Raw genomic sequence first — 14534 nt, 5'->3', positions numbered from 1 at the left:
GTCAAGAACATTGGTGGCGGCGGTTGGACTCGAACCAACGACCTAGGGATTATGAGACCCTCGCTCTAGCCACCTGAGCTACGCCGCCAATGAATGGGAGAGTTACAGGAGAGCGACCTCAATCGATTCTAAGAGGCGCTTCGGAAGAGTGTCAAACCGGCTCCGAAGTACAATGGCGCGGATGCGAGCGATAGCGGTCATCCCGGCGCGACTGGCTTCGACCCGGCTGCCGCGCAAGCCGTTGCGCGAGATCGCGGGGCGCCCCATGCTGGCGTGGGTGTACGAGGCCACGCGGTCCTCTTCATTACTAGACGACGTCATCGTAGCGACCGATTCGGCGGAAATCCTCGACTTCTGCTTCGACAAGGGCTTCAACGCCCGGCTGACCTCCAGCGAGCATCGCAGCGGGACGGACCGAGTACACGAGATCGCCCTCGCGGTGGCGGCGGACGTTTATATCAACGTGCAAGGGGACGAGCCGATGGCGCGGGCGGAGCACATCGAGGCGCTGCTTGCGTGCTTCCAGGATGCGTCGGTGCAGGTCTCGACGGTGAAGACGCCGGCCAAGCCCGAGGACGTGAACAATCCGAACGCGGTGAAGGTGGTGACCGACCTAGCCGGGAATGCTCTCTATTTTTCACGGGCCACGATCCCCTTCGATCGCGACGGGAGTGGGCCTCGTTACTTCAAACATTTGGGCTTCTACGCGTACAAGAAGACCGCACTCGACAGATTCTGCTCTCTTCCCGAGTCGTCGCTGGAGCGCAGCGAGCGGTTGGAGCAGTTGCGGTTCCTGGAGAATGGGATCGCCATCCGGGTAGCGGAGACGCCCTACGACACCATCGGGGTGGATACGGAAGAGGACCGGCGGCGGGTAGAAGAGATCCTGAGAAGACACTAAGCATTCCCCACCCAAGCCCATTGCGGGCTTGGGTGGGCCATCTGCCAGCCGATCCCACCAGATCATTCAGCGTCCCCAGGGGCGGAGCCGCGATCGGCGTGATGGTGAGCGTGCTGCATCTCGCCGTCGTCGCCATCTTTCTCCGGCCTTGGGTGGAGTTTCGTCCGGGTGCTCACCCAGATATCGAAGAAGCAGGTGGCTGCGTTGGGGCAGCCGACCCCGAGATTGCCGGGACGCTGCGCGGCCTGGAAATACATGGTCTTCGCGTCAAATGAAAGCGCGGGACCGCCGTCGTGCTTGCCGGTATTGATGCCGATCGAGCCCAGTGGATCGACACTGACTGGCGTGGACCAGGGATCCGCGGTCGAGGGACGGGTGGCGGTCCAGATGTCGTAGCTGGGCAGACCCTGCAGATTGAGGAGAGATCCGGCGCGGTTGGAGGTGAAGAAGATCTCCCGGCCATCGCGGCGGAGGTTGGGGCCGCGATCGTCTTTGGGGCTGCTCAATTCGGGAACCAGCACGGCGGGGCCGAAGGTCTCGTCGGGCTGAAGCGTACTGACATAGATATCGTCGCCGCCGAGGCCGCCGGGACGATTGGACGCAAAGTAGAGAACGGTTGTGCCGCTGTCTTCATCATCCTCGAACAGCGATACCTCCGCCTCATTGGCCGACGTATTGATGCCGGGACCGAGATTTTCGGGCAGGCGCCAGCCGAAATCGTCGCGCTTGTTGTGACGACGGGAAACGTAGATGTCGTTGCCGCCGTAACCGTCGGGGCGGTTGCTGGTGAAGTACAGGGAATGTCCGTCGATGGAGAGCGTGGGATTGCCTTCGGCGTAGGCGCTGTTCACCGTCGGTCCGAGGTTTTCCGGAGGACCCCACGGCTCAGCGACACTGGCGCGCCGGGAGACGTACAGGTCGTTGCCGCCTAGACCGCCCGGGCAGTCGCTACAGGCGAAATAAAGGCTGCGCCCGTCCTTGGAGACGTAGGGCTCGGTCTCAGTACCGACTGAATTGGGATCGGCAAGGTGGACCGGAGCGGACCAATCCGAGAAATGTTGCGCACCGGCGGGTGAGGCCGCCAGGGCCAGTAGCATCCAGAAGAAAAATCGTCTGCGAAGCATATTCCCTCCATGCATGTGCGAAAGCGGACTGGGTCCGCCGCGGAGGCTCATTTGTTGCGCGCTTGCGGGGCGAACTGCAATGGCAGGAGTGGGACCTGCAAGGGAAATATGGAGGACACGGTAAGCCCCAGCCAGTCAAAGACTTGCACGCCTCTGTGATACTCATTTTGATTGGGGCCGAGGGGCTGATGTCGTAGAATCGGTTTCGGCGGAGGGGCCTGATCACGAGGGGGCCCTTGTCCGACTCGCCTATCCCGCCGAAATCCACGGTCCGCTTCGGGGCCTTCGAAGTGAACCTCCAAACCGGAGAACTGCGCAAGAAGGGGCTGAAGATCCGACTCGAGGGCCAGCCCATGCAGGTACTGGCACTGCTGCTGGACCGGCCCGGGGAATTGATCACGCGCGAAGAAGTCAAGCAGAGGCTCTGGCCGGCCGACACGTTCGTCGATTTCGAAGTCAGCATCAACGCCGCGGTCAAGAGGCTGCGTCAGGCCCTGGGAGACTCGGCCGACAGCCCGCGGTTCATCGAGACGCTTCCCCGCCGCGGCTACCGCTTCATATATCCGATCGAGCCAGTCGGAAGCGCGACCGCCGTCGCTTGGATGCAGCGGTATCGCCTGGGAGTGCTGGCGGCCGTCGTCGTCGTCGGCTTAGCCCTGGTGTGGGGAAGCGCGTGGTTGACCAGGAATCGGACGCCGGAGATCACCTCGCTGGCGGTGCTCCCGCTACAGAACCTGACCGGGGACCCCGAGCAGGAATACTTCGTGGACGGGCTGCACGATGAACTGATCACGGAATTGGCCCAGATCAGCGCACTGAAAGTGATTTCGCGCACTTCCGTGCTGCGTTACAAGCAACAGAAAAAGCCGCTGCCGGAGGTCGCGCGTGAATTGGGAGTCGACGGGATCCTGGAAGGCACAGTCCGAGTGGGCGGCGACCGCATCCGGATGACGGTACAGCTCATCTCGGCAAAGGACGATCGCCATCTGTGGGCCCAGAGCTACGACAGCGATCCGCGGGAAGCTTCCCGGCTGCCCGGCCTGATCGCCTGGACGCTGGCCAGGAAACTGCACATCGAATTGACCGAGCAAGAGCGGCTCCTGCTGGACAACGCCAAGGGCGTGGATCCAGCGGTGTCGAAGGCTTATTTCAAGGGCCACTATTACGCGAGCAAGACGACGAAGGAGCAGATGTGGAAGGCGATCGGGTATTTTCACGAAGCGCTCGATGCAGATCCCAGCTACGCGCCCGCCTGGGCTGCGCTGGGCCAATGTTATGAGCGGCTGGCGGCACAGGCACACGAGGACACTGTTGCGCAGGCCAAGGAGGCCTTGGAGAAGGCAGTGGCCCTCGACCCGATGCTCCGAGAACCACACCAGGCGCTCGGGCGATTGAAACTGGCGGCGTGGGACTGGGAGGGCGCGGCGCGCGAGTTTCAGCGGGCATCGGAGATAGATCCGAACTGGCCGGGGCCGGAGATGTTCCTGTCGGCAACGGGACAAAAAGAGCAATCGGTGCTGGTAGCGCGCAAGACGGCGGCACGCGATCCTCTGAATTACAGCGTGCAATTGTCGGCCGGGTGGACGTATTTCATGGCCGGACATTACGACGAAGCCATCGCCCAGCTCCAGAGGACCGAGCGGCTGGATCCTGCGATTCATCACGCCCACTACGAAATGGCGTGGGCCTACACGAAAAAGCGGATGTTTTCCGAGGCGATCGAAGAGTGCGAGACCGCCCTAGCCAGGCTGCAACAGAAACAGCCAGAGGCCGCGGTGGTGGACAGCTGCGGGTGGGTCTATGCCGCCGGAGGGCGGCGCGCCGAGGCGCTGGAGATCGCCCGCAGGATCGAGACCAAACGCGCCGAAGGCGCGTCTATCGCGGCGGCACACATCTACGATGCGCTGGGAGACCGCGAGCGCGCGTTAGGCATTCTGACCCAAGCCTACGAGTCGCACGACCCGCAACTGCCGCGCCAGTGGCTGAGCCCGATGTTGTCGGACGAGATCAAGGCCGATCCGCGGTTCCAGGAACTGATCCATCGCACCGGCAATCCCTGGGCACGATTTCCTCAAAACAGCGCATCCGCCGATACCGCGAAAGCAACGGAAGCAAGGGTCCCATGATGAGCTGGAAGCTGGCGCCGGTGTGGCTCCTGCTGTGCGTGGCTGCGGCAGCGCAGAGCGGCAGCGAAGGCTCACTGGAAGGGACGGTGACGGACCCTACCAGCGCGGCGGTTCCGGGCGCGGTGGTGCGAGCGACCCGCATGGGCACGTCGTCGGTCCACACCACGAGCAGTGACGCCCACGGGTTATTCCGGTTCCCCGTTCTGGCGCCCGGTTCCTATGAGGTCAGCGTGGAATCTCCGGGATTCCGCCGGTTCATCCAGCACAACATCGAAATCGGAGTGGGAGCCAAAGTGGACCTACCCGTGCGGCTCGCCATCGGAGCGCACGCCGACTCGGTGGTGGTGAACAGCGAAGCGCCCCTGGTGGAGACCACGCGCAGCCAGTTCAGTACCACGGTGAACGCGCGTTCCGTGGCCAACCTTCCGCTGAATGGCCGGAACTTCCTGAATTTCGTGGCACTGACGCCGGGGGTTTCGGATGCGCCGGGCAGCCAAGCCGGCTACAACTTCGCTGGACAACTCCAGTTCAGCTCGCTGGTGGTGGACGGGGCGGACCAGAACGGGTTCCAGGCGGCCCCGGTCGGGACCGCCACGCCCAACCGGTACCTGTTCAGCCAGGAATCGATCCAGGAATTCCAGGTCAACACCAATTCGTACTCGGCGGAGTTCGGGCGGGCGGGGACCGCGGTGGTGAACGTGATCACCAAGTCGGGCACAAACGACTTCCATGGGGCCCTCTTCTGGTACTTCCGAGACCGAGGACTGAACGCCAACAGCCCGATCAACAAAATGAACGGAGATCCGAAGGGACCCTTCCATGCCCACCAGTTCGGCGGGGCCTTGGGCGGTCCGGTACGGAAGGACCGGCTCTTTTTCTACGGCAGCTATGACGGGCAACGGCGGAGCGAGCAGAACCTGACCATGTTGAACCTTCCTTCCGGATTCAGCCTGTCGCCAAACCCAGCAACGGCGCACTTCCAGCAAGTGGCGCTCGATTACCTGGAGGCCCGGGCCAGCCCCTACGTCCGCACTTTCAATCAGAACGTAGGACTGGCCCGGCTGGACTGGATCGTCAACCCGGCTAACACGTTCAGCGCACGATGGGACCGCCACCGGCTTCTCGCGGACAATCTCGCCAATGTGGGGCCGCAGCAATCGCTGGAACATACGGGGGCGACGGAGCAGATCGTGGATAGTGCCGCCGTGTGGCTGAACTCCACCATCTCGCCCAACGCGGTGAACGTCGCCAGCTTCAGTTACGTGAGCAGCGCGGAGCCGCAACCTTCCAACAGCACGAACCCGGAAGCGACCGTCCTGGAAGGCGGGCAGCAGGTTCTGCTGGTGGGCGGTGCGGCGCGCCTTCCCGTCAGCAACGACGTAAAACGCGCCGAGTGGTCGGAGACCTTGTCGCTGAGCCGGGGGCGGCATGCGCCGAAGTTCGGGGTCAACATCCTGCTCGACCGGGGACGCTTCTTCAGCGCGCTGAATTTTTTTGCGAGCTACCGGTTCAATACGCTGGCCAGTTTCGGGCGAAGCCTGTCGGGAACGCCCGTGCCGCAGGCGGGGGACAGGTACGTGCAGGCCTTCTCCGGCATAGGCCAGCCGCCAATCAGCGTGAATCCGAACTACGTGGAGGTGGCTGCATTCGCGCAGGACGAATGGCGGATCCGGCCGAGCCTGACATTGACTGCCGGGCTCCGCTACGACGTGCAGGTCATGACGGAAGTGGCGTTGCACAATCCGGCCGCGGCGCTGGCGCAGGCGGGCATCGACACCGGCTACATTCCCACGGACAGGAACAATCTCGCTCCGCGGGTGGGGATCGCGTGGAGCCCGCTGCGCAGCAACCGGCTGGTGATGCGCGCGGGATACGGGCTCTATTTCCCGAGGCTGGTGGGCGCGACCGCCGCGCGCGCCTACTTCCAGAATGGCATCACGACGCAGACGCGCACGTTCGCAGGGGGGACGCCGACAGCGGCGCTGATCCCGGCCTATCCCAACAATGTGTGCGGGCCTCCGTCCGGAAACGCGCCCAATTGCCCCGCCCCGGCCACCGCCCCCGACATCCTGATGGCTTTCCCCGCCGGCTACCGGCAGAGCGTGGTGCAACAGGACAACGTCAGCATCGAGTACCAGGTGGCCGGCGATTTTGCCGTGTCGGTCACGTACCTAGGGACGAAGGGCGTCCACCTGCAGCACTGGCAGGATGCCAATCTGCCGGCGGCAACCCTGGCCACCATCGGCCTGGCGGGGACCAGCACGTTGCTTAGCTACCGCGCCTATACCCAGCCGCGACCGATTGTCGGGTTCGACCGGGTGTTACTGCTCCAGACCAACGGGAACTCGGTTTACCACGCACTGGCCGTGCAAGCGAGCAAGCGCTTCTCGCGGCACTTCCAGTTCCAGGCGGCTTACACGTATTCCGAGACGATCGACGACAACCCTACGATCGGCGCCCTCAACCCGGGGCCGGGAGACGGCGGATTATTGTCGGACTCGGGCGATACCTCGCTGGATCGGGGACTCTCCGACGCCGACCAGCGGCACCGGCTGGTGCTGTACGGACTTTGGGAGCTGAAGTACGGCAGCGGCCTTCCTCGCGCCGCGAGGGTGCTGCTGGGAGGATGGCAGCTCAGCGGCATCTTCCTGGCCGCATCGGGCGAGCCCTACTCCGGCCTGGTGAACTTCGACCTCAATAACGATGGCAACGCAGCAACCGACCGGCCGCCGGGATTGGCGCGAAACACCTTCGTTCTGCCCAGTGTCATCACCTTGGATTCACGCGTGACCCGAACACAACGCCTCAACGAGCGTGTGACATTGCAGGTGAATTGGGACGCGTTCAACCTGTTCAACCGCGCCAATTTCAACAGCGTGCGAACCACGTTGCTGGCGAGATCGACCACGCCCGCTACCTGCGCCCCCGCCGCTATTCCCTGCCTTGCGCCACAGATCACAGGCGCCGCAGCCTTTGGCACGCCGACGGGCGCGCTCGATCCGAGGGTCATGCAGTTTTCCGCGGTAGTGCGCTTCTAGGTCTGCTTTGCGGTCCAGGATTGGGCGGCGGCGATGCGCTTGGAGATCGCCGGGTGGGAGTGGAAAAACCACTCGACGAAGCGCGAGGGATCACGCTCGGCGAGGTTCTGGTCGGCGAGCTTGTTCATGGAAGTGACGAATGGGGCGACGTCGGGGATCGACTTCCAGGCGTACTGGTCGGCCTGACGCTCATTGAAGCGCGAGTAGGCGTTCAGCGCGGGCATGAGCAGGAATGAAAGCACGGTCGAGACCAGAGCCAGCAGGGGAAAATTGGCGAAGTCGTCGAGCCGACCGTCGAACATGGCGATGTGCTCGACGGAGTAGCGCAGGACGGCGCTGGCGATCCAGAATCCGGCGAAGGTGATCCCGGCCTGCACCACAATGGACTTCAGGATGTGGCGGTGCACGTGGTGGCCAAGCTCGTGGGCGAGGATGGCTTCGATCTCGTCGGGGGTGTAGTTCTCGAGCAGGGTGTCGGCGAGGATGATGCGCCGGGTCCGGCCCAGGCCGGTGAGCGCCGCATTGGCCTTCTTGCTCTTCTCCGATAGCTTCCACTCATAGACGCCGCGGACGCGCGTGCCCGCGCGCTCGCTCAGCCGCAGCAGGCGCTGTTTCAGGTCCTCGTTCTCCAGCGGCTTGAACTTGTAGAAGAGCGGGAACAGCACCACGGGCGCGATCTGGGCAAAGAAGACGAAGAGCGCGACGAAGACGGCCCAGGCGATCAGCCACCAGTGCTGGGGCGACATGCGGATGGTGAAGTACACCAGCTCGACCAGGATGGTTGCGATCACCAGGCCGACCAGCCAGCCCTTCACCTCGTCCCAGGCCCACGAACGGAGCTTCTGGTTGGAAAGGCGGTACTGGTGCTCGAGACGGAAGCCGAAGACGTCGAAGCCGAGGCCGAGGAGCTTACCCAGCACCGAGAGCATGCCGACATAAAAGAAGACGGCGAGGGCGTAGTGCTGGCGGGCGCCTGTGTACGACCAGTCGCGGAGCTTGGCGGTCCAGCCGGTGGAGAGAAGGACGACCAGCAGGACGAAGCCGAGAAGGGCGTCGGAAATGCCGAGGAGGCGGCGGATGCGATTGTAGCGACGCGTGTCCGGCGTGTCCTGGGATGGCGGGTTACTTGCGACTGGGAGAGAGATGAAGCCCCCTTGTAGGAATGATTGTAACCACTGTCAATTGGTAATTTGTAATTTGAAATCGGCAATTGGCTGCGCAGATACCTGGGTTTGCGCGCACAGCCGGGCGGCAGTGCACACACGCTTACGCCGCTGTAGCTTTATCGCGAACGAAATCCTCGGCGGCGGCGAGGATCTCGTCCACGAGGGCGGGCGAGGAGGCCTCGGAGTACAAGCGTAACAGGGGCTCGGTGCCGGAAGCGCGCAGCAGGACCCAGGCCTCGGCTCCGTTGCCGTTGCGCGGCGCGTCGAGGAACACCTTGATGCCGTCGAGATCCTGGCGGCGGACAACGCGATAGCCGCCGACGCGGGGCAAAGTCGAGTCCGAAGAAGCGCGCTGGATGGCGCTCTGCTTGAGGTCGTCGGGGATGTGCAGGTCGCGGCGTCCGAAATAGTGCGGCCCGTAATCCTTCTGCAGGCGCGCGACGAGCTGGGCGAGCGTTTTGCCTTCCTCGGCCATGATGTTGGCGAGCAGGAGTGAGTTGAGGATGCCGTCGCGCTCGGGCAGGTGCCGGGTGATGCCGATGCCGCCGGATTCCTCGCCGCCGACCAGGATGTCGCCGGCGAGCATCAGGTCGCAGATGTACTTGAAGCCGATACCGCACTCGTGCAGCCTGCGACCATAGCGGGCGGCGATGCGATCGAGCATGCTGGTGGTGTTGAAGGCGCGCACTACGTCGCCGGCCCACTGCGGACGGCGCTCCAGCAGCCATTGCAGAATGACGGCGAAACATTTGTGCGCGTCCACGAAGCTGCCGTCCTCGGCGATGGCGCCGATGCGGTCGGCGTCGCCGTCGGTGGCAAATCCCGCGTGGCATTTTTCGCGCAGGACCGCGTCGCGCAGCGCCTGGATGTGCGGCTCGATGGGCTCGGGATTGATGCCGGGAAAGAGCGGGTCGAGTTCCTGGCGGATGGCCACGTGATCGATGCCGCGGGCGGAGAAGATGCCGCTGAGCACCCCGCGGCCGGAGCCGTACATCGCATCCACGGCCAGTCGAAAGCCGGCGCGGGCGATGCGGTCGAGGTCGGCGAAGCGGGTGATGGCTTCGATGTAGGGCGTCTTGAAGTCGGTCTCAGTGAGCGCGCCGCCGGACCGAACGGTGGGTGGCTCGGGCTTCAACTCGGCCTCAATCTTCTGCATGATGGCGGGAGTCGCCGAGCCGCCGTAGCCCGCCTTGTACTTCACTCCGTTCCAATCCCAAGGATTGTGACTGGAGGTGACGACCACGCCTCCGGCGGCATGAAGATGCTTCACGGCATAGGAGAGCGCAGGCGTGGGGATGTAATCGTTGGAGAGACGGACGGGCAAGCCGGCGGCGGCGATGACTTCGGCGGCAGCGCGGGCGGTCTGCCGGGAGGCGAAGCGAGTGTCGTAGCCGATGACCAGGCCTCTCTTCGCGTCTTCGTTCCTCTTGACGTAGGCTGCGATGGCGGCAGCGACGCGGCGCACGTTGTCGAAGGTGAAATCGTCGGCGATGACGCCCCGCCATCCGTCGGTGCCGAACTTTATCTCCGCTACCATCGAAACCTTGTTAACCGCAGAGAACGCAGTGAAGGGATCTCTCAAGTCCTTTGCGCGCTCTGCGTTTTCGGCGGTTAAATCCTCTCCATCACAACAGCTTCGTCAGTTTCTTGGTGTCCAGGTGCTTCACGACTTTGCCCACGTCCTGGGCGCGGTCACGGGTGGTGATGAGCAGGGCGTCGTCGGTCTCGACGACCACGAGATCCTCGACTCCGACGGCGGCGACAAACTTCTTCGGCGCGTAGATGTAATTGCCCTTGGCGTCGAGAGCGACGGCATCCAGCCCCTCAATCACGTTGGCATCCTCGTCGGCCTTTCCACGGATATGCGCGTGATGCTCGTAAAGCGCGGCCCATGAACCAAGGTCGCTCCAGCCGAAGTCGGCCGGGATGCAGTACAGGTTCGACGCGTGCTCGCCCTTGGCGGAACGAGGCTCAAGCACGGCGTAGTCCACGCTAATGTTCTCGCACCGGGGATACAGCTTCTTGAACCTGGCGGCGAACGCGCGGGTACCGTAGGCGTCGGCGATCTCTTCCAGGTAAGGCGCGGTCTCGGAGAGGTGCTCGCGCAAAGCGTCGGCGAGGGTGCGCGCCCGCCAGATGAACATGCCGCTGTTCCAGAAATAATTGCCGGCGGCGAGGAACTCTTCGGCCTTCTCGAGGTTGGGCTTCTCGGTGAAGCGGCGGACGCGAAGGACGCCGTCCCGCTGTTCGCCGGCTTCGATGTAGCCGTAGCCGGTCTCGGGGCGTGTGGGCCGGATGCCCATGACCACGATGTTGTCGCCCGCGGCGGCGATCTCCGCCGCCTGCTCCACGGACTTGCGGAAGAGCCGCTCGTCGCCGATGACGTGGTCGGCGGGAAACATGCCGATGACGGCGTCGGGGGCAAGCCGCTCGAGAATGAAGGCGGTCAACCCGATGGCGGGCGCGGTGTTGCGGCCCACGGGCTCGGCGAGGATCCGGTCTTTCTTGATTTTGGAAAGCTGGCGGGCGATGACGTCGCGCAAGTCGCCGTTGCTAATGATCCAGAAATTCTTCGCGGGGGCAATTGGAAGCAAGCGCTGGACCGTCTGCTGGATCATGGTCCGGTTCCCGTCGAGGGCCAGCACCTGCTTGGCGGAGCGGCGGCGGCTGCGCGGCCAGAAACGCGTGCCGCGGCCGCCGGCCAGGATCACGGGATAGAAGTGGTTCTTGTCCAAATTCAAGAAACCTCGACACCAAGGACACAAAGGTACACGAAGGCGCACGAAGGAGTCATGGTTCGGCGGCGGTGGCCTCGAAGCCGGAGAGCGAGGTTTCGGGTTCTTCAAGCGTACCCGCAGGCGGGAGCACGACATCGAGGAACTCGACATCCCACTGTCCCGTGACCTTAAAGTGTCTGCAGGAGGCAGGGACCACCACAACTTCGCCGCGACTGAATGTCAGCGGGGGACAGTCGTCGGCTTGCACCACGCCACCGCCGCCGATACACACAAGAATGCTGAATGTCCCACCGTTCGGTGTGGTGTTAAGGCCTGCGAAGAATGAGGTGCTTCCGAGCTGATGTTTGCTTATGGCGAAACACCGCGAAAACACTAACACCTCGTTCTCGCCCGCGCGCTCTGGCTTCACCTTGCCGGCATGCGTCTTTTCTTTCGTTGCCGCCAGGCCCTGCTCGATGTGCAGCTCGCGGGGGCGGCCGTAGTCATAGAGGCGGTAGGTGGTGTCGGAGTTTTGCTGGGTCTCGACCAGAATGGAGCCCGGGCCGATGGTGTGGACCGTGCCCGCAGGAACGTAAATCAGCTCGCCCTTGTGGATAGGGACCCAGTTCAGCAGGAACTCGGCGCGCTTTTTCTCGATGGCCTCGGCGAGCTGCTGCTTGGTGATGCTGGGCTTGAGTCCGAGGCCGACCTGGGCGCCGGGCTTGGCGTCGAGCACGTACCAGCACTCGGTCTTGCCGCAGGGCTGTCCGATGCGGCGCGCGCCCTCGTCGTCGGGGTGGACCTGGACGCTCAGCTTCTCGTGCGGGAAAAGGAACTTGATCAGCAGGGGAAAGCGGGAGGTGTCGGGGCAGTTCTCGCCGAGAAAAGCCTTGCCGTACTCGCGGCAAAGATCCTGGAGGGTGCGGCCTTTCAGCGGACCGTTCGCGACCTTGCAGGTGTCGGCGGTGAGCCAGACTTCGCCGATGGGGCTGGCCTCGGCCTTCCTGTCGTAGATGGGCGAGAGATCGCGCGCGCCCCAGGGGCGCTCCTTGAATTCGGGCTCGAGCAGAAATGGGTAAAGGTCTGACATTCGCCAGGGGACGGACAACGGCTCAAGTAGTTTAGAGCTTTTTCGGGGACGTTGCCGGTTCCACCGCGGCTAAAGCCGATGCCTCTAAGAGGCCAATGAACCCCCGCCTGAAGGCGGGGGCTTCCACCTTAGAGGGCGGCGAATAGCTTGGCCATGCGCTCCAGGCCGCGATCCATCTCCTTCTGCGAGGTGGCGTAGGAGATGCGGATGTGCTCGCGGGTGCCGAAGCCCTCGCCGGGGACAACCACCACGTGCGCCTCGCGCAGAAGCTTCCCAGCCATGTCGGAGGCGGAGTTCACGCTCTTGCCGAACAACTTCGAGAGGTTGGGGTAGACGTAGAACGCACCCTCGGGCCGGGCGCAGGTGACGCCGGGAATCCTCTTGAGGCCGGCGACCACGTGGTCGCGCAGGCGGATCCACTCGGCGAGCATGTCGTCCACGCACTTCTGATCGCTGTTGAGCGCGGCCACGCCCGCCTTCTGCACGATCGAGGTCGGGTTGGAGGTGGACTGGCTCTGCAATTTCATCATGGCGGAGACGAGGGGGGCGGGCGCGAGAGCGTACCCCAGGCGCCATCCGGTCATGGCGTAGGTCTTGGAGAGCGAACCGATGATGACGGTGCGGTCGCGATACTCGCGCAGCGAACCCACCGAGAAGCGCCGGCCGGTGAAATTCAGATAGACATAGCACTCATCGGAGATGACCCAGATGCCGCGGTCATGCGCCAGGCGAACGATGGCGGTCATGTCCTCGGGGCTCATCACCGCGCCGGAAGGGTTCGAGGGCGAGTTCAGGATGATGACCTTGGTGCGCGGGGTGATGGCGCGCTCGATCATCTGCGGGGTCAGGCGGAAGTCCTGCTGTTCGTCGGTCTCGACGTAGACGGGCACGCCGCCGGCATAGCGCACGATGTCCTTGAACGACACCCAGTAGGGCACGGGGATGATGACTTCGTCGCCGTGGTCCACCATGACTTGTATCGTGTTGAACAGGGCGTGCTTGCCGCCGACCGAAGCGATGCACTCCTCACGGCGGTAGTCGGAATCGAAGTCCACGGTGTGGCGGTGGACGATGGCGTCGCGCAGCTCGGCGGTGCCGCCCACCGCCGTGTACTTGGTGAAATTGGCGTGGATGGCGGCGATGGCCGCGTCCTTGATGTGCGAGGGGGTGGCGAAGTGGGGCTCGCCGGCGCCGAAGTCCACCAGGTCCACGCCCTGGGCGCGGAGCTTTTCGGCCTCGTTGACGACGGCGAGGGTGGCCGAGATCTCGATGCGGTTGATACGCTCGGTGAGAAGCGTGGGTTTCACTGCCGCCGGGGTGGCCATTATTTTTTCCTCTTCACTTTCGAGTTGAGCGCTGCGATGTGCGGGCGCCCACCGTTGACTTTCTCGTGCAGGTGCTGCTCGACGATGTCGGGCACCAGGCCGCGTACCGACCCGCCCAGCCGGAAGATTTCCTTGATAAGGCGCGAGCTGAGGTAGGAGTACTTCTCGGCGGGCATCATGAAGACCGTCTCGAGCTTCGGGTCGAGCTTGCGGTTCATGAGGGCCATCTGGAGCTCGTATTCGTAGTCGCTGATAGCGCGAATGCCGCGCAGGATGACCCGGGCCTTCTTCTCCCGCGCATACTCCACCAACAGGCCGCCGAAAGCTTCGACGGTCACGTTCTTGTAGCGCGCGGTCATCGCTTCCAGCATGTGGCAGCGCTCGGAGAGAGTGAACAGAGGGTCTTTCTCGGCATTGCGCAGGACGGCGACGATGAGGTGCTCGAAGATGGAGCTGCCGCGCTCGATGAGGTCCAGGTGCCCGTTGGTCAGCGGGTCGAACGAGCCCGGGTAGATGGCGATGCGGTGGTCCAATCGTCCTCGGCGACGCGGGAATCCCGTGAAGAACGATTGTATGACGTAGTCAGGAGCGAGGCAATTTCCGGCCGGGCGTCAATCCTTGTCTTTGGGGTGGGCGTAACGATCCAGGGCGCCATCGGCGATGGCCTGGATCTCGCGCAAGAAGGAGTTGGCTTGGGGATTCTCCGGGTGAAGCGGGCCGTGCTCGCGGAGCTGGCGGAGCATCTCGGTCGCCCGCTGGAGCCGGTACTGCTGGAGGGTGCGGTCGACGTCGTCGCTCTTGCTCATGGCCTCGATGTAGGCCCAAAGGACGTGGCGCATGTGGTCCACCGAGGTCTTGAAGGAGTTCAGAAGCTCGATGTCCACCGGCAAGGCGGTGCCGGAGGGACCCCCCTTGTGGTGAAGCTCGTCGCGGATCTCGTCAAGTTCCTTGGCGACCCGCTGCACTTTTGGGATCAGCGTGTCCACAGCCGCACCATACCACAGCAAGGCTGCCTTCCTGAGTTACGGTAGTCACCTGTTTGACACG

The 14534-nt window shown here is 63.7% G+C and carries 11 protein-coding genes and 1 tRNA gene; 3 read left to right on the top strand and 9 right to left on the bottom strand.

Annotated features, from left to right (window positions below; genetic code table 11):
- Positions 1-11 precede the first annotated feature (11 nt).
- Positions 12-88 (bottom strand) — tRNA-Met (locus LAN37_13120).
- Between the two features lie 84 nt (positions 89-172).
- Between LAN37_13120 and kdsB the strand changes: the two genes are divergently transcribed.
- Positions 173-901 (top strand): 3-deoxy-manno-octulosonate cytidylyltransferase, encoded by a 729-nt coding sequence (kdsB, locus tag LAN37_13115; GenBank protein MBZ5648150.1) that lies wholly within the window; start codon positions 173-175, stop codon positions 899-901.
- Positions 902-963: 62 nt separating this feature from the next.
- Here kdsB and LAN37_13110 read toward each other — a convergent pair whose 3' ends face one another.
- Positions 964-2025 carry a hypothetical protein gene (locus LAN37_13110; GenBank protein ID MBZ5648149.1) on the bottom strand — a complete coding sequence of 354 codons (1062 nt, stop codon included), beginning with the start codon at positions 2023-2025 and terminating at the stop codon, positions 964-966.
- 236 nt (positions 2026-2261) lie between these two features.
- Here LAN37_13110 and LAN37_13105 point away from each other — a divergent pair, with 236 nt between their 5' ends.
- Together LAN37_13105 and LAN37_13100 are read left to right on the top strand one after the other, a co-directional pair.
- The gene (locus tag LAN37_13105) at positions 2262-4151 is read left to right on the top strand and encodes a winged helix-turn-helix domain-containing protein (GenBank protein MBZ5648148.1); all 1890 of its coding nucleotides are present in this window, start codon (positions 2262-2264) and stop codon (positions 4149-4151) included.
- Positions 4148-7189: a carboxypeptidase regulatory-like domain-containing protein gene (locus tag LAN37_13100; protein MBZ5648147.1), complete on the top strand. Its 3042-nt coding sequence runs from the start codon at positions 4148-4150 to the stop codon at positions 7187-7189. Before LAN37_13105 ends, LAN37_13100 begins: the two co-directional genes overlap by 4 nt.
- Here the strand turns inward: LAN37_13100 and LAN37_13095 are convergent.
- The 7 genes from LAN37_13095 to LAN37_13065 all read right to left on the bottom strand — a co-directional run bounded on the left by LAN37_13095 (position 7186) and on the right by LAN37_13065 (position 14494).
- Positions 7186-8109 (bottom strand): M48 family metallopeptidase, encoded by a 924-nt coding sequence (locus LAN37_13095; GenBank protein ID MBZ5648146.1) that lies wholly within the window; start codon positions 8107-8109, stop codon positions 7186-7188. The two genes, LAN37_13100 and LAN37_13095, sit on opposite strands and share 4 nt — an antisense overlap.
- Before the next feature lie 346 nt (positions 8110-8455).
- Positions 8456-9892, bottom strand: a complete 1437-nt coding sequence (locus LAN37_13090) for a phosphoglucomutase/phosphomannomutase family protein (GenBank protein ID MBZ5648145.1) — start codon at positions 9890-9892, stop codon at positions 8456-8458.
- A gap of 88 nt (positions 9893-9980) precedes the next feature.
- Positions 9981-11228, bottom strand: coding sequence for an NTP transferase domain-containing protein (locus tag LAN37_13085; GenBank protein ID MBZ5648144.1), 1248 nt, complete (start codon positions 11226-11228; stop codon positions 9981-9983).
- Complete coding sequence (locus LAN37_13080) at positions 11146-12162, bottom strand: class I mannose-6-phosphate isomerase (protein ID MBZ5648143.1); 1017 nt, start codon at positions 12160-12162, stop codon at positions 11146-11148. The genes LAN37_13085 and LAN37_13080 overlap by 83 nt, the downstream gene beginning before the upstream one ends.
- 128 nt (positions 12163-12290) lie before the next feature.
- Positions 12291-13487 carry a pyridoxal phosphate-dependent aminotransferase gene (locus tag LAN37_13075; GenBank protein ID MBZ5648142.1) on the bottom strand — a complete coding sequence of 399 codons (1197 nt, stop codon included), beginning with the start codon at positions 13485-13487 and terminating at the stop codon, positions 12291-12293.
- Positions 13487-14020 carry a pantetheine-phosphate adenylyltransferase gene (gene coaD / locus LAN37_13070; protein MBZ5648141.1) on the bottom strand — a complete coding sequence of 178 codons (534 nt, stop codon included), beginning with the start codon at positions 14018-14020 and terminating at the stop codon, positions 13487-13489. Before coaD ends, LAN37_13075 begins: the two co-directional genes overlap by 1 nt.
- 78 nt (positions 14021-14098) lie before the next feature.
- Positions 14099-14494, bottom strand: coding sequence for a hypothetical protein (locus LAN37_13065; protein ID MBZ5648140.1), 396 nt, complete (start codon positions 14492-14494; stop codon positions 14099-14101).
- Positions 14495-14534: the final 40 nt, after the last annotated feature.

The organism is Terriglobia bacterium, assembly GCA_020073495.1.
Classification (GTDB): Bacteria; Acidobacteriota; Terriglobia; order Terriglobales; family Acidobacteriaceae; genus JAIQFD01.
This window is presented reverse-complemented; position numbering and strand designations above follow the sequence as displayed.